Annotated in this window: 20 protein-coding genes; 12 read left to right on the top strand and 8 right to left on the bottom strand. The window is 60.1% G+C overall.

What is annotated here, in order from left to right; translation table 11 throughout:
- The first annotated feature begins 163 nt into the window (after positions 1–163).
- Positions 164–619, top strand: coding sequence for a DUF721 domain-containing protein (locus DYL61_RS02825; RefSeq protein ID WP_135307116.1), 456 nt, complete (start codon positions 164–166; stop codon positions 617–619).
- A gap of 4 nt (positions 620–623) precedes the next feature.
- Here DYL61_RS02825 and DYL61_RS02820 read toward each other — a convergent pair whose 3' ends face one another.
- The 3 genes from DYL61_RS02820 to purU form a co-directional block, all read right to left on the bottom strand.
- Entirely contained in the window at positions 624–2,102 is a 1,479-nt protein-coding gene (locus tag DYL61_RS02820; RefSeq protein ID WP_135307115.1) for a helicase HerA-like domain-containing protein, read from the bottom strand.
- 74 nt (positions 2,103–2,176) lie between these two features.
- Positions 2,177–2,347, bottom strand: a complete 171-nt coding sequence (locus DYL61_RS31225) for a hypothetical protein (protein ID WP_167497927.1) — start codon at positions 2,345–2,347, stop codon at positions 2,177–2,179.
- Between the two features lie 75 nt (positions 2,348–2,422).
- Complete coding sequence (gene purU / locus DYL61_RS02815; RefSeq protein WP_015885632.1) at positions 2,423–3,271, bottom strand: formyltetrahydrofolate deformylase; 849 nt, start codon at positions 3,269–3,271, stop codon at positions 2,423–2,425.
- A 350-nt stretch (positions 3,272–3,621) separates the two neighbouring features.
- Here purU and mvaT point away from each other — a divergent pair, with 350 nt between their 5' ends.
- On the top strand, positions 3,622–3,996 hold the full coding sequence (gene mvaT, locus DYL61_RS02810) for a histone-like nucleoid-structuring protein MvaT (protein ID WP_003175830.1): 375 nt from the start codon (positions 3,622–3,624) through the stop codon (positions 3,994–3,996).
- Between the two features lie 81 nt (positions 3,997–4,077).
- Here the strand turns inward: mvaT and sbcB are convergent, their stop codons facing one another.
- Positions 4,078–5,505 carry an exodeoxyribonuclease I gene (gene sbcB, locus DYL61_RS02805; protein WP_135307114.1) on the bottom strand — a complete coding sequence of 476 codons (1,428 nt, stop codon included), beginning with the start codon at positions 5,503–5,505 and terminating at the stop codon, positions 4,078–4,080.
- A 167-nt stretch (positions 5,506–5,672) separates the two neighbouring features.
- Here sbcB and DYL61_RS02800 point away from each other — a divergent pair, with 167 nt between their 5' ends.
- Genes DYL61_RS02800 through DYL61_RS02775 form a run of 6 tightly spaced genes read left to right on the top strand, consistent with a single transcriptional unit; the run spans position 5,673 to position 12,334 of the window.
- A complete protein-coding gene (locus DYL61_RS02800; protein WP_135307113.1) occupies positions 5,673–6,365 on the top strand; it encodes an RDD family protein in 693 nt (230 codons plus the stop codon).
- On the top strand, positions 6,362–7,342 hold the full coding sequence (locus tag DYL61_RS02795; protein ID WP_135307112.1) for a stage II sporulation protein M: 981 nt from the start codon (positions 6,362–6,364) through the stop codon (positions 7,340–7,342). The genes DYL61_RS02800 and DYL61_RS02795 overlap by 4 nt, the downstream gene beginning before the upstream one ends.
- Positions 7,329–8,849: a DUF4129 domain-containing protein gene (locus DYL61_RS02790; RefSeq protein ID WP_135307111.1), complete on the top strand. Its 1,521-nt coding sequence runs from the start codon at positions 7,329–7,331 to the stop codon at positions 8,847–8,849. Before DYL61_RS02795 ends, DYL61_RS02790 begins: the two co-directional genes overlap by 14 nt.
- Positions 8,846–10,003 carry a DUF4350 domain-containing protein gene (locus tag DYL61_RS02785; protein WP_135307110.1) on the top strand — a complete coding sequence of 386 codons (1,158 nt, stop codon included), beginning with the start codon at positions 8,846–8,848 and terminating at the stop codon, positions 10,001–10,003. The genes DYL61_RS02790 and DYL61_RS02785 overlap by 4 nt, the downstream gene beginning before the upstream one ends.
- Complete coding sequence (locus DYL61_RS02780) at positions 10,000–10,995, top strand: AAA family ATPase (RefSeq protein WP_135307109.1); 996 nt, start codon at positions 10,000–10,002, stop codon at positions 10,993–10,995. The genes DYL61_RS02785 and DYL61_RS02780 overlap by 4 nt, the downstream gene beginning before the upstream one ends.
- Before the next feature lie 7 nt (positions 10,996–11,002).
- Entirely contained in the window at positions 11,003–12,334 is a 1,332-nt protein-coding gene (locus DYL61_RS02775; protein ID WP_135307108.1) for a DUF58 domain-containing protein, read from the top strand.
- A gap of 63 nt (positions 12,335–12,397) precedes the next feature.
- Here DYL61_RS02775 and DYL61_RS02770 read toward each other — a convergent pair whose 3' ends face one another.
- Both DYL61_RS02770 and DYL61_RS02765 read right to left on the bottom strand, forming a co-directional pair.
- Positions 12,398–12,757, bottom strand: coding sequence for a PilZ domain-containing protein (locus DYL61_RS02770; protein ID WP_135307107.1), 360 nt, complete (start codon positions 12,755–12,757; stop codon positions 12,398–12,400).
- Between the two features lie 226 nt (positions 12,758–12,983).
- Positions 12,984–13,358, bottom strand: a complete 375-nt coding sequence (locus DYL61_RS02765) for a tetratricopeptide repeat protein (protein WP_135307106.1) — start codon at positions 13,356–13,358, stop codon at positions 12,984–12,986.
- 173 nt (positions 13,359–13,531) lie between these two features.
- Between DYL61_RS02765 and pyk the strand changes: the two genes are divergently transcribed.
- Positions 13,532–14,983, top strand: coding sequence for a pyruvate kinase (gene pyk / locus DYL61_RS02760; protein ID WP_135307105.1), 1,452 nt, complete (start codon positions 13,532–13,534; stop codon positions 14,981–14,983).
- Positions 14,984–15,106: 123 nt separating this feature from the next.
- Here the strand turns inward: pyk and DYL61_RS02755 are convergent, their stop codons facing one another.
- Both DYL61_RS02755 and DYL61_RS02750 read right to left on the bottom strand, forming a co-directional pair.
- Entirely contained in the window at positions 15,107–15,856 is a 750-nt protein-coding gene (locus DYL61_RS02755; protein WP_135307104.1) for an enoyl-CoA hydratase-related protein, read from the bottom strand.
- A gap of 30 nt (positions 15,857–15,886) precedes the next feature.
- Complete coding sequence (locus DYL61_RS02750; protein WP_135307103.1) at positions 15,887–16,819, bottom strand: iron-sulfur-binding ferredoxin reductase; 933 nt, start codon at positions 16,817–16,819, stop codon at positions 15,887–15,889.
- 219 nt (positions 16,820–17,038) lie between these two features.
- On the opposite strand from DYL61_RS02750, the gene DYL61_RS02745 reads away from it, so the two are divergent.
- The 3 genes from DYL61_RS02745 (at position 17,039) to DYL61_RS02735 (ending at position 21,849) form a co-directional block, all read left to right on the top strand.
- Positions 17,039–18,562: a fumarate hydratase gene (locus DYL61_RS02745; RefSeq protein ID WP_016971118.1), complete on the top strand. Its 1,524-nt coding sequence runs from the start codon at positions 17,039–17,041 to the stop codon at positions 18,560–18,562.
- A gap of 201 nt (positions 18,563–18,763) precedes the next feature.
- Entirely contained in the window at positions 18,764–20,530 is a 1,767-nt protein-coding gene (locus DYL61_RS02740) for a sensor histidine kinase (protein WP_135307102.1), read from the top strand.
- Positions 20,524–21,849: a sigma-54-dependent transcriptional regulator gene (locus DYL61_RS02735; RefSeq protein ID WP_135307101.1), complete on the top strand. Its 1,326-nt coding sequence runs from the start codon at positions 20,524–20,526 to the stop codon at positions 21,847–21,849. Before DYL61_RS02740 ends, DYL61_RS02735 begins: the two co-directional genes overlap by 7 nt.
- Positions 21,850–22,105 lie beyond the last annotated feature (256 nt).

The following is a 22,105-nucleotide window of genomic DNA, read 5'->3' as shown; positions in this document are numbered from 1 at the left end:
GTGAGAGGGCTTGTTTAAAATAAGGGCTTTTGCTGGAACTTCAACCCATGGAGCGCAGAAGTTAACGATTGATTTCACGGGTAAAACGCCGTCGACGCTTTGCCTGGGGGCGTGTGGGCGCTTTCTGCTAAGATGGTCGCTCTGTTACTTAAGGTGTCTAACCATGGCATTTCGCCCTCTTACAGCCCGCGCACCCGGCGTGTTGCTTCGCGAAGCCAAGCCGCTCAGAGCCATCTTTGGCCATGCGCAACGCTTGGGCCATCTGCAACGCCTGCTTGAAAGCCAGCTGCAACCGGCGGCACGTGAGCATTGTCACGTAGCGTCCTGGCGCGAAGGCAATTTGCTGTTAATTGTCACCGATGGTCACTGGGCGACCCGTTTGCGCTACCAGCAAAAACGCCTGCAGCGACAATTGATGGCATTTGATGAGTTTGCCAACCTGATGCGAATCCAGTTCAAGGTGCAGCCGCCCACTGTCCATCAGGGTGCAGTGGGCCATACCATCGATCTGTCAGAAAATGCCGCGCAAACCATCCAGGCCACCGCCGACGGCATCAGCGACCCGGGCTTGCGCGCGGCACTGGAACGGCTGGCGGCACACGCAAAGCCCAAGGCCTGAACCGCTACTTACGCTTGCTCCCCCCCAGCAACGACCCTAACAAGCCACGTACCAACTGGCGCCCCATCTGATTGGCCGCTTGCTGCATGGCCGATTTGAGCGCCTTACCGGCCGTGGTCCCGAGAAACTCGCCTGCCCTATCAGTGAAACTCGGCTCTTCGGTCGCAGGCTTGGCCTCTTCTGCTGCGCCCAGCTCCTTGCGCGCCATCAGCACTTCATAGGCCGATTCCCGGTCGATGGGCTTGTCATACCGCCCCAGCAAGGGCGAACTGGCAATCAAGGCGGCGCGTTCAGCCTCGCTGAGAGGTCCGATCCGCGACTGCGGCGGTGCGACCAGCACGCGCTGGACGACTTCCGGCGTGCCCTTTTCCTGCAAAGTGCCGACCAATGCCTCACCGGTGCCCAGCTCGGTCAACACCGCCAAGGCATCAAACGCCGGGTTCGGCCGAAATCCGTCTGCTACGGCTTTCAAGGACTTCTGCTCTTTAGTCGTGAACGCCCTCAAGCCATGCTGGATGCGCAAACCCAGTTGAGCCAGCACCGTGTCCGGCAGATCGCCGGGAGACTGCGTGACGAAATACACGCCAACGCCTTTGGATCGAATCAACCGCACCACCTGCTCCAGGCGTTCCTGCAAGGCCTTGGGGGTATCGGCGAACAACAAGTGGGCCTCGTCGAAAAACAGTGCCAACAGCGGTTTATCGGAATCGCCACGCTCCGGCAGTTGTTCAAAAAGTTCTGCCAACAGCCACAACAGGAAGGTCGCATACACCTTCGGTGCTTCATGCACCAGACGGCTGGCGTCCAGCAAATGGATACGCCCACGTCCATCACCAGTGGGTTGCAAGATGTCTTCAAGTTGCAACGCCGGTTCACCGAACAAGGCTTCTGCGCCCTGTTGCTCCAACACCGCCAGGCGCCGCAACAGGGCTTGACTGGAACCGGTGGTCATCAACGCGGCATCGTCGCCCAGTAACTCCGGGTGATAACGCAAATGGTTGAGCAGCGCCTTGAGGTCCTTGAGGTCCAGCAGTAGCAGGCCTTCGCGGTCCGCAACCTTGAAAGTGGCATAGAGCGCAGACTGCTGGCTGTCGGTAAGCTCCAATAGCGCACCCAATAGCAGCGGACCCATTTCGCTGATGGTGGTGCGTAAAGGATGACCCGACTGCCCGTGGATATCCCACAACGTGACCGGATAGGCCTTGGCCGTGTAATTAAGGAAGGGCATGCCGGCAATACGCTCGGCGACCTTGCCCTGAGGGTTGCCAGCCGCCCCCAGGCCACAGAGATCGCCCTTGATATCAGCGGCGAACACGGCGACGCCTGCGTCGCTGAACGCCTCTGCCAGGCGTTGCAAGGTTACCGTTTTGCCCGTGCCGGTGGCGCCGGCAATCAACCCATGACGGTTGGCCAGGCGCATGGCCTGCCCAATAGGCTGGCCCTCAAGGTCTGCGCCGATAAGAAGCTGCGTGGAGTCAGGCATTTCGTCACCCGTGGTTAATCATCATGTCTTGCCAGGTCGCTGACTCTAAAAGTAGGCCAGATAACGGCGTGGCGTCATTCTTTCTTGGGCGCTGGATCAGCGTGTTCACGCTCCCACAACTCGGCGGCACCTGGAAACTCAGTGCCATCCTCACTGCTCAAGTCATCCGGGTCATAGCGACTCAAGCATCCCTCCCCCAGTGTCGCAGGCGCCCTGGAAGTGGCTTTATCCAGTGGATCGTTCATTGTCCAACCTCAAAGAAAAAGGGCCTGGGACGATTTAACGCCCAGGCCCTTCATTCTTCAATCACAACGCGTCGATCAGAACACGACCGTCTTGTTGCCGTGCACCAGCACGCGGTCTTCCAAGTGGTAACGCAGGCCACGGGCCAGGACCATCTTCTCGACGTCACGGCCGAAGCGCACCATGTCTTCAATGCTGTCGCTGTGGCTGACACGCACGACGTCCTGCTCGATGATCGGACCAGCATCCAGCTCTTCGGTCACGTAGTGGCACGTTGCACCGATCAACTTCACGCCACGCAGGGAGGCCTGGTGATAAGGCTTGGCACCGACAAACGACGGTAGGAAGCTGTGGTGAATGTTGATCACCTTGCCAGCGTATTCACGGCACAGTTCCGGCGGCAGGATTTGCATGTAGCGCGCCAGTACCACGACATCAGCTTCGTGCTGCTTGACCAGGCGGGACACCTCGGCGAACGCCGGCTCCTTGTCCTGGGGGTTGACCGGCACGTGGTAGTACGGGATGCCATGCCACTCGACCATGCTGCGCAGGTCGTCATGGTTGGAGATCACACAGGCGATTTCGCAATCCAGTTCGTCGCTGTGCCAGCGGTGCAGCAAGTCAGCCAGGCAATGGGACTCGCGGCTGGCCATCAGCACCACGCGTTTTTTCTGCTCGGTGTCGGTGATGTGCCACGTCATCGAGAACTCTTCAGCGATGGGCGCAAAGGCCTCGCGAAAAGCCTCGAGGCCAAACGGCAGCGTATCGGCACGAATCTCGTGACGCATGAAGAACCAACCGCTGAGATTGTCCGAGTGATGACTCGCCTCAGTGATCCAGCCGTTGTGGGACGCCAGAAAGTTACTGACTTTGGCAACGATACCTACCCGGTCCGGGCAAGCAATCACCAGCCGAAAAGTGCGCATTAGGGGGAGACTCCAGAACTTCGCAAAGGCCGCCATTCTAGCGATTGCGCAGCGAAACTGCATTATTCGTTAGCGCTTATTCTGATCGCCTGCCCCCCGCATTCCCCCTTTAGAGCCTAAGGATTTACCACCCTTATATGAACCTTCTGCTTCACCCTTCGCTCACACCCTGGTGTTCAGGGAAATAATCTTTAGGCATACGACCTGGTAATTAACTCGATTGCAGGGTGTGGCTACAAACATCCAAAGTAATTCACATAAATGCCCCTTAAATGTTTACTTGGAGAAACCGCCTGACTATTATTGGGCCACTCTCCCTGTCAATCAGCGCTCTACATAAGGTAGTCCACATGTCTCTGATCAACGAATACCGTGCCACCGAAGAAGCTATCAAAGAGCTGCAAGCCCGTTTGAAGAACCTGTCCCAAGACGACAAACTGAAAACCGAGCTGGAATTCGAAGGCAAACTGCGCACCCTGATGGGTGAATACTCCAAGTCCCTGCGTGACATCATCGCGCTGCTGGATCCAGAGTCGAAAGTTAAAGCACCTCGCGGCGCCGTGAAAACTACCGGCACCAAGCGTGCTCGCAAGGTTAAACAATACAAAAACCCGCACAACGGTGAAGTGATTGAAACCAAAGGTGGCAACCACAAAACACTGAAAGAGTGGAAAGCCAAGTGGGGCGGCGACGTGGTTGAAGGCTGGGCTACCCTGCTGGGCTAAGGCTCGCAGCTGAAACCCGACGCATTGAAAAACGCCAGCTTGCTGGCGTTTTTTATTACCTTGATATTGTGTAAATCCCGGCTACAGCGTCACACGAGACGCTAAATCGTCGGCATATTCCTGCCACTGCTCCAGCACTCGTTGCTGAAATGGCGTGGCACTAATCGCCAACTCCTGCCGCGCGTTGTTAAATGCTTCAAGGGTATTCGGTGCTCCCCACTCCGGGTTTGACAGTCGCTGCTGACAGAAAAGTTTCCAGCGTTGTTGCTCCTCACTGTTCAAGGTATCGGGGAAGTTACGTGCGCGGTAGCGGAACAGTAATTCAGGCAACCGATGATCATCAAAAGGCCATTGCTGACGCGCTAGTTGCTCAGGCTCGGCGGTTCGGACTTGTTCGCATAAACGGCGATCACGATCACCAATAAAGCCATCGTAAAGCTGTTGTTCCGGGTCGGCAGTCGGCGCAAATTCCTCCTCGGCATAAATCGCGGGTAATTTATCGCGCCAAAGTTCTTGTGCGTCAGTTAGCCGCAGCGCCCGCGCCTGATAAGTGCTCATGTCCAATTGCAGGCGCTCACGGTCTTCGGCCCGAAGAACATTCAATGGGGCGACCACCGGGCAGCGATTGATATGCACCAACTTGAGTGGCACCGGCAATTCGTTGGCCGCCAGCTCATCCCGGCGGGTATAGAGGCGTTGGCGCAAGGTCTCCGCATCCAGGTCCAGCAACCCCTGGGGATCGAGCCCAAGGTCGCAGACGATCAACGCATTACGATTGCGCGGATGCCAGGCAAAGGGCAGTACCACTCCCAAATAATGACGCTCGGCAGAAAAACGCCCGGAGATATGCACCATCGGTTGCAGTAAACGCACTTGGTCCATGACGCGTTGTTTGCTGCGCAATTGAAACAGCCAATCGTACAGCTTGGGCTGTTTCTCACGCACCAATCGAGCCAGGGCAATGGTGGCGCGAACATCGGAGAGCGCATCGTGGGCCTGGCCATGATCAATCCCGTTGGCTTCGGTCAGGCGCTCCAGCTTGAGCGTTACACGCCCGTCCTGTTGCGGCCACTCGATACCTTCCGGGCGCAAGGCGTAGGCAGTGCGAACCACATCGATCAAATCCCAGCGACTGTTACCGCCCTGCCACTCCCGGGCATAAGGATCGAAGAAATTGCGATACAGGCTGTAGCGCGTCATTTCATCGTCAAAGCGCAAGGTGTTGTAACCCGCCCCACAGGTGCCCGGGGCGGCCAGCTCGGCGTGCACCCGGGTCATGAAGTCAGCCTCGGCCAGGCCTTTTTCTGCGAGTATTTGCGGGGTTATGCCGGTAATTGCACAGGCAGCCGGATGGGGCAGGATATCGTCGCTCGGCTGACAGTAAAGATTGACCGGCTGGCCGATCTCATTGAGCTCAAGGTCCGTGCGGATACCAGCTACCTGAAGAGGGCGATCACTGCGCGGATTGATGCCAGTGGTTTCATAGTCGTACCAGAAAATCGAGGTCACGGGCTATTCCTGTGCTGAAGATCGACAAAGTCTAGGCGCTGGATGGCCCTCGGGGCCAGCGACAAATGCACTGTACAAACATCCAGCAAAACCTTGAATGGTTGCTTCCATCGTCGACACTGCTAGCATCCGTGTCTCCCAGCCGCTTTGCACTGCCAAGGATTGCGATGCCATCAGCCCCATTGGATACCCGCTACCAAATCGAGACCCCGGAAGGCATCGACCTGCCCCTGCGTCCCGCCGGCCTGGTTCCACGTGCGCTCGCTTTTGCTTTCGACCTGTGTGTACGAGGAGTGATCATGGGTGTGCTCCTGGTGCCACTCGCCCTACTGGGTAACATTGGCATCGGCCTGGGCTCACTGCTGCTGTTCCTGGTCAGTTGGTGGTACATGGTGCTGTTCGAAGTGCTCAATCAGGGTTGTTCGCCGGGCAAACAAGTCATGGGGCTGCGCGTGGTTCAGGATGACGGCACGCCGATTGGCTGGTCCGCGTCGCTGATCCGCAACCTGCTGCGTTTTGTCGATATGCTGCCTTTCGGTTACTTCCTCGGCGCCATCAGTTGCCTGCAGCATCCTCACTTCAAACGCCTGGGTGACCTGGCTGCCGGCACATTGGTTATCTATCGAGAACAGCCGTTGGCCCGCCCTCAGGTGCCCAACGCTACCGCGCTGCGCCTGCCTTTTGCCCTGGAGTTGAGCGAACAGCGGGCGATCCTTGGTTTTGCGGAACGCCAGGGTGAATTATCCGCCGAGCGGGTCCACGAACTGGCCTCGATCCTGGCGACGCCGTTGCAGGTATCCCCTGCTCGTGCAGTTGAACAACTCAATGGCGTGGCCCGCGGCCTGTTGGGGCCAACATGAAACAGAGCCTTTTCGAAAGCCGCCACCAGCCCCAATGGCAAGCCTTTGCGGAACAACTCAAGCAGTTGGAACAAGGCAAGGCCAAGGCTGGCGACGTGGCCGACTTCCCGCATCAATACCGGCGACTGTGCCAACATCTGGCCCTGGCGCAAGAGCGCGGCTATAGCAGTTACCTGGTTGACCCGCTGCAACAGCTGGCCCTGCGCGGCCATCAACAGCTGTATCGCCATCGCAGCCAGCTGACGGCAAGCGTGCTGAGCTTCGTGCTGGCCGATTTCCCGCGCCTGGTGCGCGAACAGTGGCGCTTCGTGCTCACTGCGAGCGTGTTGTTTTTTGGCAGCCTGCTGGGTGTTGCGCTACTGGTCTACCTGTTCCCCGACCTGATCTACAGCATTGTCAGCCCCCAGCAAGTGGCCGAGATGCAAGACATGTACGATCCCGATGCCAGCCGCCTGGGCCGTGCCGCCGAACGTGCATCGAGCGAAAACTGGATGATGTTCGGCTACTACGTGATGCACAACATCGGCATCGCCTTCCAGACGTTTGCCGCGGGCTTGCTATTCGGTCTTGGCAGCGTATTTTTCCTGATATTCAACGGTTTGATCATCGGTGCAATCTCAGGGCACCTGACTGAAATTGGCTATGGCCAGACCTTCTGGTCGTTCGTTGCAGGGCACGGCGCCTTCGAGTTGACGGCCATCGCCCTGGCCGGTGCAGCAGGCCTGCAATTGGGCTGGGCGCTGATCGCCCCCGGGCGGCTGGCACGCAGCGAAGCCTTGCGTCTGGCGGCACTCAAAAGCGTGCAGATGCTCTGTGGCGTCATGGTGTTCCTGCTGATTGCGGCATTCATCGAGGCCTATTGGTCATCCACGACCCAGATCGCGCCTTGGGTCAAATACCTGGTGGGCGCGGTACTTTGGCTGCTGGTGGCCGCTTATCTGACCCTTGCCGGACGGACTCGCCATGCGCCTGACTGATGCCAGCGTAGTGATTCGCCCGCGCACCTCCTGGGAAGCGATGGACCTTGGCATATTAATGGCCCGGGAATACCGCCTGCTATTGATGGGCAGTTGGGCATTAGTGACGTTGCCGGTATTTGCCCTGCTCACCGCGTTGCTATGGAAATATCCGTCCATGGCGATGTTTGTATTCTGGTGGCTCAAGCCGGCGTTCGACCGCTTGCCGCTGTATATCCTGTCCAAAGCCTTGTTTGGCGAAGCACCCAGCCTCAAGCAGGCCGTGCGTCAGTGGCCACGTTTGCTGAAAGGCCAACTGTTGGCGAGCCTGACCTGGCGACGGCTCAGCCTGAGTCGCAGCTTTGTCATGCCGGTAAGCCAACTCGAAGGCCTGGATGGCGAGGCCCGGCAAAAACGTATCGGCGTCCTGTTGCAACGAAACGCTGGTGCCGCGCGCTGGCTGACGACCATTGGCGTGCATCTGGAAATCGGCCTGTGGTTTGGCTGTATGGCGCTGTTCTATCTGTTCATTCCACAACAGGTTGAACTGGGCTGGGACTGGCAGCGCCTGGCATTAGCCTCCAGCTCGGAGGCGCTATGGCTGGAGCACTTGGGCAATGCCTTCTATGCCTTGGTCCTGGTGTTTTGGGAGCCTATCTATGTGGCTTGCGGGTTCAGTCTCTATCTCAATCGCCGTACGGTATTGGAAGCCTGGGATATTGAACTGGTGTTCCGGCGCCTGCGCCAGCGCCTGAGCAGTGCGGCGCCGCTGTTACTGCTTGTGGTCGGCTTGATGCTGCTGCCTTTGAGCCCACCGGTCATGGCCGATGACGCCAAGCCGCTGAGCCCGCAGGGTGCAAGCCAATCGATCAAGTCACTGTTGGAAAAGCCTCCCTTCAAGAACCCGGAAACCGTTACTCGCTATCGCTTCGCCGAAGAAAAACCTGACGCTAAAAACAAAGCGCATGCCGACGGTGAACTTCCAACGTGGCTGCAGGCGCTGCTGGACAACCTCGACAGCGACGCTTTCAAGCAGATTGCCCTTGTCCTGGAAGTGCTGCTGTGGAGCCTGTTGATTGCAGGCTCGGCGCTACTGGCCTGGCGCTACCGCGATTGGCTGCATGCCTTTGTCAGCCGACGCGGGCCGCGCGTGCCCAACGTCGACAAGCCCCTGCCTACACAACTGTTCGGGCTGGAGTTGGGCGTCGAAACCTTACCCGACGACATCGCCAGCACCGCCGAGCACCTGTGGCACACCCAGCCACGGGAAGCTCTCGGCCTGCTGTATCGCGGCCTGCTCAGCAGGCTATTGCATGACTTCAACCTGCCGCTGAAAAGCGCCGATACGGAGGGCCAGGTACTGGACCGTATTCACCAGTTGCAACAACCGCAACTGCAAGCGTTCAGCCATGAACTGACCCGACACTGGCAAAACCTTGCCTATGGTCATCGACTGCCCCCCACCTCAGTCCAACTAAAGCTGTGCAGCGACTGGCGTGCTCTATTCAGCTCGGGGACAGCGCAATGAATCGGGTTCTCATGTGGGCAGGGCTGCTTCTCGTATGCCTGCTCGGTGCGGGTGCCTTTTACGCCTGGCACAAGGCGATCCCTTATGAAGAGGTCGTAGACCGAGGCCCATCACCGGAAGCCCTCGCCAACCCCTACCTGGCGGCCGAACACTTCTTGCGCCAACAAGGGCTGTCCGTGGAACACGCCAAAAGCCTTGAACGGCTGAGCACCCTGCCCTCCAAGGGCAACAGCCTTTTATTGCTGGGGGAACGCAGCAATATGTCACCCCGCCAAGTTGAACAACTGCTCGAATGGGCCAAGGCTGGCGGCCACCTGCTGTTGGTGGCCGAAGCACTGTGGGATGAAGAAACCGGTAAAAGTGGCGATCTTCTCCTTGATCGCCTGCATCTCCATCAAGGAATAAGTGATGAGCCCGACGAGCCTGCACCGGCCGATAAAAGCAAGGCGCCGGACCTCACCAAACTCTATATCGACAATGAGACCGCGCCGGCCTATTTCAGCTTCGACACCGACTACAACCTGAGCGACCCCAAGCACCTGGCACAGTTTTCTGCCAACAGCGCTCGCTCAAGCCACCTGATGCAACTCAACGTCGGGAAAGGTCGCGTGACAGTTGTCACCGACAGCGACCTGTGGAAAAACCCCAGCATTGGTAAACACGACAATGCCTGGCTGCTGTGGTATCTGGGCCAGGGCACAGCAGTCACCTTACTGTTCAACAATGACGCCGATGATCTGCTCACCCTGCTGATCCGCTACTTTCCAGAAGCCCTGGTGGCGCTGATTGTGTTGATCGGACTCGCACTCTGGCATGCAGGCATGCGCAAAGGCCCAATACAAGCGCCCGCCCCCAAGGCTCGCCGGCAGTTGCAAGAACACATCAAAGCCAGCGCCGATTTTCTACTTCGCCGCAGCGGCCAGGGCACCCTGTTACATGGCCTGCAGCGTGACATCTTGCGCGCAGCGCGACGCCGTCACCCCGGCTTTGAACACCTCGATAACGCTGAACAGTGGCGAGTGCTTGAGCACCTGACACGTCAACCCTCCCACGTCATCAGCCAGGCCCTCGGCCCTCTGCCGGAAAAACGGCTTTCCAGCGCCGATTTCAGCCGGCGGGTGGCGTGCCTGCAAACCCTCAGGAATGCCCTATGAGCGAATTTCCACCGGCTACTGCCCTGAACAGTGAAACCCTGCAACGCGCCAGCCTGCTGGCTCAAGCCCTGCGCGCCGAGTTAAGCAAGGCTGTGATTGGCCAGGATCAGGTCATCGATGACGTCCTCACCGCGCTATTCGCCGGTGGCCATGTGCTGCTCGAGGGTGTGCCCGGACTGGGCAAAACCCTGCTGGTTCGCGCCTTGGCGCGGTGTTTCGACGGTGACTTCGCGCGCATACAGTTCACCCCGGACCTGATGCCCAGCGATGTCACCGGCCACGCGGTGTACGACCTGCACACCGAACAGTTCAAGCTGCGCAAGGGGCCAGTGTTCACCCACCTGTTGCTGGCCGACGAAATCAACCGCGCCCCGGCCAAGACCCAGGCCGCCCTGCTCGAAGCCATGCAGGAACGGCAAGTAACCCTCGAAGGCGAAGCGCTGCCCATCGGCCAGCCGTTCATGGTGCTGGCGACCCAGAACCCGATAGAACAGGAAGGCACCTACCCGCTGCCGGAAGCAGAACTGGACCGCTTTATGCTCAAGGTTCGCATGGACTATCCGGACGCGCGGCAAGAGCTGGACATGGTGCGTGAAGTAACGCGCTCGCCCCGGGCCGACATGCTGGATGTGCAACCGCTGCGCACGGTGCTGCAGGCTCAAGATGTAATGCAATTGCAACACATAACCAGCGAACTGGGCCTGGACGAGCAAGTGCTCGACTATGCCGTGCGCCTGGCACGTGCTACTCGTAGTTGGCCAGGACTGGCCATGGGTGCTGGCCCCCGGGCGTCCATCGCTTTGGTTCGTGGCGCCCGCGCCCGTGCGCTGTTGAGGGGCTGTGAATTCGTCACACCCGATGACATCAAGGGTTGCGCGCTCGCCGTATTGCGTCATCGGGTGCGTATCGCACCCGAACTGGACATTGACGGGCTGGAGGTCGACCAGGTGCTCCAGCAGTTACTTGACCAGATTCCGGCCCCTCGGCAATGAGCCGCCCATGAAACCAACCCGTTTGTTGCTGAGCTGGCTAGGCGTGCTGCTGGGTTTGAACACTCTGCTGGGCGCAGCGACAGCATTGCAATTCAACGTGCCCGATACCTTGCATTCGGTCGCGTGGGGCTTGCTGCTGGCACTCTTACTGTTGGTTACGCTGGACGCCATACGCCTGCGGCGCCGTTCATCCGTACGGGTCCAACGACAAATGCCCGGTAGCCTGGCCCTGGGACGTTGGGGCGAAGTGCGCCTGACGCTGGAGCATGATTACCCTCAGCCGCTGACGGTGCAGGTATTCGACCACACGCCCGATGGCTTGAACGTGGAAAACATGCCCCAGTCCATCGAGCTACGTCCCGGTGAACGCAGCGAACTTGGCTATCGCCTGCGCCCTGTGCGACGCGGACATTTCCGTTTCAGCCGCTGCGAAGTCCACTTGCCCAGCCCCCTGGGGTTATGGTCAGCACGACGCTTGATCGATGTGAGCGATTCGACCCGTGTTTACCCGGACTTTGCCCGCTTGTACGGTGCACAGCTATTGGGTGTGGATAACTGGCTCAGCCAGCTAGGAGTGCGTCAACACCAGAGGCGTGGACTGGGGCTGGAATTTCATCAATTGCGCGAGTTTCGCGAGGGCGACAGCCTTCGCCAGATCGACTGGAAGGCCACCGCACGCCAGCGCACCCCCATCGCCCGGGAGTACCAGGACGAGCGCGACCAACAGATCGTATTCATGCTTGATTGCGGTCGACGCATGCGCAGTCAGGATGACGAGCTTTCGCACTTTGACCACGCCCTCAACGCATGCCTGCTGCTGAGTTATGTCGCCCTGCGCCAGGGCGATGCGGTGGGCCTATGCACCTTCGCCGGCGAACAATCGCGCTACCTGGCACCGGTCAAGGGTGGCAGCCAATTGAACCTGTTGCTCAATGCGGTCTATGACCTGGACACCACCCGTCGAACAGCCGATTACCAGGCAGCGGCCAGCCAATTGTTGGCCCGCCAGAAACGTCGGGCATTGGTGATTATGGTCACCAACCTCAGGGATGAGGACGATGAGGCATTGCTGGCAGCAGCGAACCGCATCAGCCGTCAACATCGGGTACTGGTCGCCAGCTTACGGGAGGAGGTACTCGACCATCTGCGCCAGTTCCCTGTACAAACCCTGCCCGAAGCCCTGGCCTACAGCGGCACAGTCGATTACCTCAACACCCGAGATGAACTGCATGAACGCTTGGGCGCGCACGGCCTGTCGGTATTGGACGCCTCACCCTCTGAACTCGGCGCAGCCTTGGTCACACGCTACCTGGGCTGGAAGAAAGCCGGGGTATTCTGAAAAAACGGCACACGGCCACGGCAAGGGCTGTAACACCCGGGCCGGGCCGACAACTCGCTGGATTTAGACAGAGGCCTGCTGGGGGTCAAAACTGAAGTATTGCAGCAAGACGTTAATCAGCCGCCTGTATTCCTCGGGCGCTTGAGGCACGCTGAACCCGGAATCGTAATGCTGCGGGTTGATATCTTCATGGCTCCACAGACACGTCGCCGTGAGGTCGATGGCATGGAGGGTGCCGTCAGCCCCTGGAACCTTCAAGCGCAGCTCGAAGTCGACGTCGACCATCATGGGTAACTGACTGATTAACATAAGCCCGTCTTCCGATACATTGCCCAAAAACCCGATGGGCTTGTCCGTAAGACGGTTAAATACTTGCAGGAAGTAGGGAAGCTGATGCCGCTCGATCCGTCGGTCGGTAAACATGGTGAGATCGCCATCCTGTGGCCAAGACGCTGGCCGTGCCAGTGATTCGGAACGAGCAAAACACGCCCGCTCTCCCTGGATCTCGGTGTGACAACAGACAACGCTGTATCACTAGACAACTGCCGAATCCGGGCCCCGCATTCGTTCGGATAGAAACTTGTACAAACGAACATTCAAAGGATAGCCCAAGACTGGCAGCGGGCCAGTTATGAAATGACGAATATCATCACAAAGACGCCGGGCGCGGCTGAGCGACACTCGCACCGCGGTAATGCCCCAGTTGTTGCAGGGTGTCTAGCCGTGCACGGGCACGGTAGGCGTACTCACTCGAAGGGTACTGATTAATGATGAATTGATAGGTTTGCACGGCATCGACGAACAGTTTTTGCCGTTCCAGGCATTGTCCACGCAACATCGAGACCTCGGGCTGCACGTAACGTCGACTACGACTTTCACGGTCAACCTGGGACAATTCCAGGGTGACGCGCTCGCAATCACCGACCTTGTAGGCGCGATAGGCGTTGTTCAAATGGTGGTCCATCGACCAGCGGGTGCAGCCGACAACACTGACGGCCAGGGCAGCAACGAGCAAAATTCGCATGAGGGTTCTCCTGTCTTGTGCAGTGTATCGACCCCTCGTCGAAAATCTTCAAGGTTGTTCGTATTCAGCCGCAGCGAAAACAAGTCAATCGTCGATAAGTAGTGCAAAGGAACAATGACTACAACGAAAGAGCATAGTAGCCTTCCTCAGCGCTTGAACTCAGGAGTCCGTGCATGTCCGTCCGTCGCACCAAAATCGTCGCCACCCTTGGCCCGGCCAGTAACTCGCCGGAAGTCCTCGAACAGCTGATTCTGGCTGGTTTGGACGTTGCCCGTCTGAACTTCTCCCACGGCACCCCGGACGAGCACAAGGCTCGTGCCAAGCTGGTGCGTGACCTGGCCGCCAAGCACGGCCGCTTCGTCGCACTGCTGGGTGACCTGCAAGGCCCGAAAATCCGTATCGCCAAATTCGCCAACAAGCGTATCGAGCTGAAGATCGGTGACAAATTCACCTTCTCCACCAGCCACCCGCTGACCGAAGGCAACCAGCAAGTCGTGGGTATCGACTACCCGGACCTGGTCAAGGACTGCGGCGTCGGTGACGAACTGCTGCTGGACGATGGCCGCGTGGTCATGCGCGTCGACACCGCGACCCCGACTGAACTGAACTGCACCGTGATCATCGGCGGCCCGCTGTCGGATCACAAAGGCATCAACCGTCGTGGTGGTGGCCTGACGGCGCCAGCCCTGACTGAAAAAGACAAGGCCGACATCAAACTCGCCGCTGAAATGGAAGTCGACTACCTCGCCGTGTCCTTCCCACGCGACGCCGCCGATATGGAATACGCCCGTAAACTGCGCGACGAGGCCGGCGGCACCGCCTGGCTGGTGGCGAAGATCGAACGCGCCGAAGCCGTGGCCGATGACGAAACCCTCGACGGCCTGATCAACGCATCCGATGCCGTAATGGTTGCCCGTGGCGACCTGGGTGTGGAAATCGGTGACGCCGAGCTGATCGGCATCCAGAAGAAGATCATCCTGCACGCCCGCCGCCACAACAAAGCGGTGATCGTGGCGACCCAGATGATGGAGTCGATGATCCAGAACCCGATGCCGACCCGCGCCGAAGTGTCCGACGTGGCCAACGCCGTGCTCGACTACACCGACGCCGTGATGCTCTCGGCGGAAAGTGCTGCCGGTCCGTACCCGCTGGAAGCCGTACAGGCCATGGCGCGTATCTGCCTGGGCGCCGAAAAGCACCCAACCAGCAAGACCTCCAGCCACCGTATCGGCAAAGAGTTCGAAAGCTGCGACCAAAGTATCGCCCTGGCGGCCATGTACACCGCCAACCACTTCCCGGGCGTGAAAGCGATCATCGCCTTGACCGAAAGTGGCTACACGCCGTTGATCATGTCGCGCATCCGCTCCTCGGTGCCCATCTACGCGTTCACCCCGCACCGCGAAGCCCAGGCCCGCGTGGCGATGTTCCGTGGCGTGTACACCGTCCCGTTCGACCCGGCTTCGCTGGCACCGAACGAAGTCAGCCAGAAGGCGATTGACGAACTGGTCAAGCGCGGCGTTGTGGAAAAAGGCGACTGGGTCATCCTGACCAAGGGCGACAGCTACCACACCACCGGTGGCACCAATGGCATGAAGATCCTGCATGTGGGCGACCCGCAGGTCTGAGTGACAGCTGAATGAGAAAGCCCCGACTGGTTCGGGGCTTTTTTATGCCTGAAGGTTTTAGGGTGCTGGATCGGGCCTCATCGGGGGCAAGCCCCCGATGAGGCCCGACCAGCCACCACACCTCTACCGCCGAGCGACAAACGCCGACAACGCCGCAATTGCCTCCGGCGACTTCAACCGCTGGGTAAACAACCCGCCCTCCTCTTCAATCACTAGGCGCAACTGCTCCCGATCCACGCTCTTCATCAACTGCTTGGTCACCTGCACCGCCCCCGGTGCCAGGGTTTCAAAACGCTCGGCGATTTCCCGTGCCTTGGCCAACGCGGCTTCTCCACTGCCCAACGCTTCGGTCGCAATCCCCCAGGCCGCCGCCTGCTCACCGGTAAAGCCTTCGCCCAACAGCAACAATTCAGCCGCCTTCGCATGCCCCAGCAGACGCGGCAGGATCAGGCTCGAACCAAACTCGGGACACAATCCCAGGTTGACGAACGGCATGCGCAAGCGCGCATCGCGACTGATATAGACCAGATCGCAATGCAGCAACAACGTCGTGCCGATGCCCACCGCCGCACCCGCTACGGCGGCAATCACCGGCTTGCGGCAATTGAGCAGGCTCTTCATAAAGTGAAACGGTGGGCTGTCGATATCGCTGGGCGGCTGCTCGAGAAAGTCGCCGATGTCATTGCCAGCAGTAAAACAGTCGCTGCTGCCCTGGATCAGCACCGCATAAACAGCTGAGTCTGCATCCGCACGCTCAAGCGCCTCGGCCAATTCGGTATACATGGCGCGGGTCAGGGCGTTTTTCTTGTCCGGACGATTGAACTGCAAGGTCAGCAGCCCGCGTTCGCGGTGCTGCAAAATGGCGTCGGTCATGGCGAATCTCGCGACTAGGGAATTCAGCGCTCAACCACGGGGCAGGAACACATCGGCCAGCAGTTGATTGCGCGGCAGTCCCGCCAGGAACAAACGCTTGGAGAACGCCTCGACGCTGGCAGGGTGCCCGCAGAGTAAGGCCAGAGTTTGCCGCGAAACAAGCCGCAGTTGTGCCATTGCCTGGGCCGACTGCGCCGCCGTCCACAGCTCTACCGTCAAACTTGCATGCTGTGCGGCCAACTGTGCCAAGGGTTCGGCCAGGTAATGCCCGTCGGCATCATGGGCCAGGTGAATCACACGGATGGCACCTTGATGATCCTGGCGCAGCGCCTCACGCAATACCCCCCATAAAGGCCCAAGCCCGGTGCCGGACGCCAGCAGCCACAGAGGCCGGCTTTGCCAGTCCGGGTCGTATTGCAACGCGCCGCCGCGCAGTTCGCCCAAGCGCAAGGAATCCCCGACCCCCAACTGCCGGGCCAGGTCGCTGAACTCGCCAGGCAACCGACAATCGAGGTGAAACTCCAGGAACGGATCTTCCTGGGGCAAGCTCGCCAGGGAATACGGCCGCGCCACCTGCCCCGCCCACAACACCAGATGCTGACCCGCCCGATAGCGCAAGCCACGCTCCGATTGCAGGCGCAGGCGCAGCACCGTCGGGCTCAACCAATCGACACCCACCACGTGGGCCGCCATACCGTCACGGGTCGGGTCAAACGCTTCAACCCGCACATCCCCGCTGACCGCGCATTGGCACGCCAGCCGCCAGCCCTGCTGGCGTTGCGCCGGGCTCAAGGCGTCCGGCTGCTTGTCCTCGACTTCACCCTGGCAGCGTACCAGGCAGGCATGACAACTCCCGGCGCGACAGCTGTAGGGCACCGCCACACCGGCCTGGCTCAGCGCATCCAGCAGGTTGCTGCCGGAAGCGACCGACCAGTGGCGTTCGCCGACGTGCAGTTCAGGCATATAAAGGTCTCAATCACAGGGGATGCGCACAGGGAATCATGCCTGCGACAGTTTGACCATAGTCGGGTGTATCGGCCACCGTACCGGGTTATACTGCCGCGCCTTTTTAGCGTCGCGCCTGCACCATTTTGGCGTGCCTTGGAAAGGTGAGCTCAGCCGACCGATACACCCCACTGAGCCCACCTTTATTGAATGTTCCCTTATAGAGGAGCGCGACTCATGACCGTGATCAAGCAAGACGACCTGATTCAGAGCGTTGCCGACGCCCTGCAATTCATCTCCTACTACCACCCCGTTGATTTCATCCAGGCCATGCACGAAGCCTACCTGCGCGAAGAATCGCCAGCGGCCCGTGACTCCATCGCCCAGATCCTGATCAACTCGCGCATGTGCGCCACCGGCCATCGCCCGATCTGCCAGGACACCGGTATCGTCACCGTGTTCGTGCGCGTGGGCATGGACGTGCGTTGGGATGGCGCCACCATGGGCCTGGACGACATGATCAACGAAGGCGTGCGTCGCGCCTATAACCTGCCGGAAAACGTCCTGCGCGCATCGATCCTCGCCGACCCGGCAGGCGCGCGTAAAAACACCAAGGACAACACCCCGGCGGTCATCCACTACTCCATCGTCCCGGGTAACACCGTGGAAGTGGACGTGGCAGCCAAGGGCGGCGGTTCCGAGAACAAGTCGAAAATGGCCATGCTCAACCCGTCCGACTCCATCGTCGACTGGGTACTCAAGACCGTTCCGACCATGGGCGCTGGCTGGTGCCCGCCGGGCATGCTCGGCATCGGTATCGGCGGTACTGCCGAGAAAGCTGCGGTAATGGCCAAGGAAGTGTTGATGGAATCCATCGACATCCACGAGCTGAAAAAGCGCGGCCCGCAGAACCGTATCGAAGAGATGCGCCTGGAGCTGTTCGAGAAGGTCAACCAACTGGGCATCGGCGCCCAGGGCCTGGGTGGCCTGACCACCGTGCTCGACGTGAAGATCATGGACTACCCGACCCACGCCGCCTCCCTGCCGGTGTGCATGATCCCCAACTGCGCCGCCACCCGTCACGCGCACTTCGTGCTCGACGGTTCGGGCCCGGCCTCGCTGGAAGCGCCACCGCTGGACGCCTACCCGGAAATCGTCTGGGAAGCCGGCCCATCGGCTCGCCGCGTCAACCTCGACACCCTGACCCCGGAAGAAGTACAGAGCTGGCAGCCGGGCGAAACCGTGTTGCTCAACGGCAAGATGCTCACCGGTCGCGACGCCGCGCACAAGCGCATGGTCGAGATGCTGAACAAGGGCGAAACCCTGCCGGTAGACCTCAAGGGCCGTTTCATCTACTACGTCGGCCCGGTTGATCCGGTGCGCGAAGAAGTGGTTGGCCCTGCTGGCCCGACCACCGCAACGCGGATGGACAAGTTCACCCGTCAGATCCTCGAGCAAACCGGCCTGCTGGGCATGATCGGCAAATCCGAGCGCGGCCCGACCGCCATCGAAGCGATCAAGGACCACAAGGCCGTGTACCTGATGGCCGTCGGCGGCGCGGCTTACCTGGTGGCGCAAGCCATCAAGAAGTCCCGCGTTGTCGCGTTCGCCGAACTGGGCATGGAAGCAATCTACGAGTTCGACGTGAAAGACATGCCGGTCACCGTTGCGGTGGACAGCAAGGGCGAATCCGTCCACATCACCGGTCCTGCCATCTGGCAGAAAAAGATCAGTGAAAGCCTGGCGGTAGAAGTGCAGTAAGCACTTTTTATGTAGTGAGCGGGCTTGCCCCTCGCTGGGCTGCGCAGCAGCCCTAAAACCAAACACCGCGTTCTGCCTGGCAGAGCGCGGTGTTTTTTATTGGGGCCGCTACGCAGCCCAGCGCGGGGCCAGCCCGCTCACTACAAGACCCGATAGCTCATGGTATGGTGCACTCCCCTTACTGCGCCTGCTCATCACCGTATGATCGTGATCCCTCGCCCCCTGCGCCTGACCTTCTATTCCTTGCTGATCATCGCCGGCGCACTGCTGGCCGCAGCCCTGGCCACCCGCCACGCCGAACGCCAAGCGTTGGTGGACGATGCCGCCCGCGCCAATCAGCAGCTCGCGCTGTACGCCAACTCCCTGCACACCCTGATCGAACGCTACCGCGCCCTGCCCGCCGTGCTGGCGCTGGACTCGGAAATGATCAGCGCGTTGAAGGGCCCGCTGGATGCCACCACCCAGGATCTGCTCAATCGCAAGCTGGAGCGCATCAACGGCGCCGCACAATCTTCGACCCTGGAACTGATGGACCGCACAGGCCTGGCCGTAGCAGCGAGCAATTGGAACCTGCCCAGCAGTTATGTCGGGCATAACTACGCGTTCCGCCCCTATTTCAGCCAGACCCTCAGCCAGGGCACCGGACGTTTTTATGCAGTGGGGGTGACCACGGGAATCCCCGGTTATTTCCTTTCCAGCGCCGTGCTTGATGAACACGAGCAGTTCCTCGGCGCCATGGTGGTGAAACTGGAGTTCCCCGAGCTTGAACGCGAGTGGGCCCAGGGCAACGACCTTTTATTGGTCAGTGACGCACGGGGCATCGTGTTTATCGCCAACCAACCCGGCTGGCGTTACCGCAACCTGCGGCCGCTGTCGGACACTGACCTGACCGAACTCAAGGCCACCCGCCAGTACGACAAAAAACAACTGGAGCCGCTGGAGACCCAGGCGTTGCAGCGCTTCGACGAAAACAGCCATTTGATGCGCGTCAACGGCCCGGACGGCAACGCCAACTACATCTGGGAATCCCTGCCGCTCAAAGCCGAAGGCTGGACCCTGCACTTGCTGCGCAAGCCGCAGTTCGCCTTCGAGGACCAACGCAACGCCGGCCTCGCCGCCGCCGGTTCCTGGCTGGCTCTGGTGTTCCTGGTGTTGTTCCTGACCCAACGCTGGCGCCTGGCCCGTTTGCGCCAGCGCAGCCGCGAAGAGCTTGAGCAATTGGTGGAAGAGCGCACCCAGGCCCTGCGCACCGCACAGGATGGCCTGGTGCAATCGGCCAAGTTGGCGGCACTGGGGCAGATGTCCGCCGCCCTCGCCCATGAAATCAATCAACCGCTGACCGCACAGCGCATGCAACTGGCCACCTTGCGCCTGTTGCTGGACCACGGCCGCGTCGATGATGCCTACAAGGCCCTCACGCCCCTGGACGAAATGCTCACGCGCATGGCCGCGCTCACTGGCCACCTCAAGACCTTCGCGCGCAAAAGCCCCAGCGGCCTGCGCGAACGCCTGGACCTGGCGCTGGTGGTCGACCAATCCCTGCATCTGCTTGACGCGCGCCTGCGCGATGAAGGCATCGGCGTGGTACTCGACCTAACCCGGCCGGCCTGGGTACGCGGCGATGCGATTCGCCTTGAACAAGTGCTGATCAACCTGCTGCGCAACGCCCTCGATGCGATGGCCGACAAGCCGCGCAAGCGCTTGGAGATTCGCCTGCAGGCCGACCAGCAGCTTTGGTGTTTGAGCGTCAGCGACAGCGGCGGCGGCATTGCCGAAGAACACCTCAACAGCGTGTTCGACCCGTTCTTCACCACCAAACCGGTGGGTGATGGCCTCGGCCTGGGACTGGCGGTGTCCTACGCCATCGTGCATGAACTCGGCGGTCGCCTGATTGCCGGCAATCGTGGCGATGGGGCGATCTTCACCCTGACCTTGCCTATTGCGCTGGAGACGCCCGACCTATGTTGAACGCAGTGATTGTGGTCGATGACGAAGCCAGCATTCGCACGGCTGTCGAGCAATGGTTGAGCTTGTCCGGCTTTGAGGTGCAACTGTTCAGCCGCGCCGAGGAATGCCTGGCGCAGTTGCCCAGGGACTTCCCCGGCGTGATCCTCAGCGATGTGCGCATGCCGGGCCTCAGCGGCTTGGAACTGTTGGCCGAAGTACGGCGTCGCGATGCCGACCTGCCGGTGATTCTGCTCACCGGCCACGGTGATGTGCCGATGGCGGTCGAAGCCATGCGCGACGGTGCCTACGACTTCCTGGAAAAACCCTTCAGCCCCGACGCCCTGCTCAACAGCCTGCGTCGCGCCCTCGACAAACGCGGGCTGATCCTGGAAAACCGCCGCCTGCATCAACAGGCCGATCATCGTGTGCAGTTGGAATCCACCTTGCTGGGCGTGTCCCGAGGCTTGCAGACCCTGCGCCGCCAGGTGCTCGACCTCGCGAGTTTGCCGGTCAATGTGTTGATCCGTGGAGAGACCGGCAGCGGTAAAGAGTTGGTCGCCCGCTGCCTGCATGACTTCGGTCCACGGGCGAAAAAACCCTTCGTGGCACTCAACTGTGCCGCGATCCCCGAGCCGTTGTTTGAAGCCGAGTTGTTCGGCCATGAGAGCGGCGCATTTACAGGCGCCCAGGGCAAGCGCATCGGCAAGCTGGAATATGCCCACGGCGGTACGTTGTTCCTGGATGAAATCGAAAGCATGCCGCTGGCCCAACAGGTCAAATTGCTACGGGTATTGCAGGAACAGAAACTGGAGCGGCTGGGCTCCAACCAAAGTATTCACGTGGATCTGCGCATCATCGCCGCGACCAAACCGGATTTGCTGGAAGAAGCCCGCGCCGGGCGTTTTCGTGAAGACCTGGCTTATCGGCTGAACGTTGCACAACTGCGTTTGCCGCCGCTGCGTGAGCGACGCGAGGATATTCCGCTGTTGTTCGACCACTTCGCCCACACCGCTGGCGAACGCTTGGGGCGCAGCGTTGAGCCCCTCAGCGGCGCACAGCTGGGGCAACTGCTCGGCCATGATTGGCCGGGGAATGTGCGTGAGTTGGCCAACTATGCGGAACGCCAGGTGCTGGGGCTGGGTGAGCCAGAACCGGAAGGGATCGAGGCCGGGCAATCGTTGGCGGCGCAGCAGGAGGCCTTCGAAGCGAACTGCTTGAAAGCGGCGTTGACCCGGCATAAAGGCGATATCAAGGCGGTGTTGGCGGAGTTGCAACTGCCACGGCGGACCTTGAATGAGAAGATGCAGCGGCATGGCTTGGTGCGGGAGATGTTTCTCTAGGCCCGCTTTTGTGGTGCCTGTCAGGCCGCCATCGGGGGCAAGCCCCCTCCCACACTTGACCGTATTCCAACATTGGAACTCGGTCGAATGTGGGAGGGGGCTTGCCCCCGATGAGGCCGGTTGCCATAAGCGGATTTCCGCTCACCCACCCAAAACCATCAGCAACTTTCCGCTCAAAAAAATCCGCCAACCCTTCTAGTCCGGGCCCTCACCCACCTGGCACAGCTCCTGCTATAGCCCGAGCCAGGCTGCGTCT

The organism is Pseudomonas nabeulensis, from assembly GCF_004682045.1.
GTDB classification, from domain to species: domain Bacteria; phylum Pseudomonadota; class Gammaproteobacteria; order Pseudomonadales; family Pseudomonadaceae; genus Aquipseudomonas; species Aquipseudomonas nabeulensis.
Note: the sequence above shows the minus strand (reverse complement) of the source record. Positions and strands in the feature narration are given on the sequence as shown.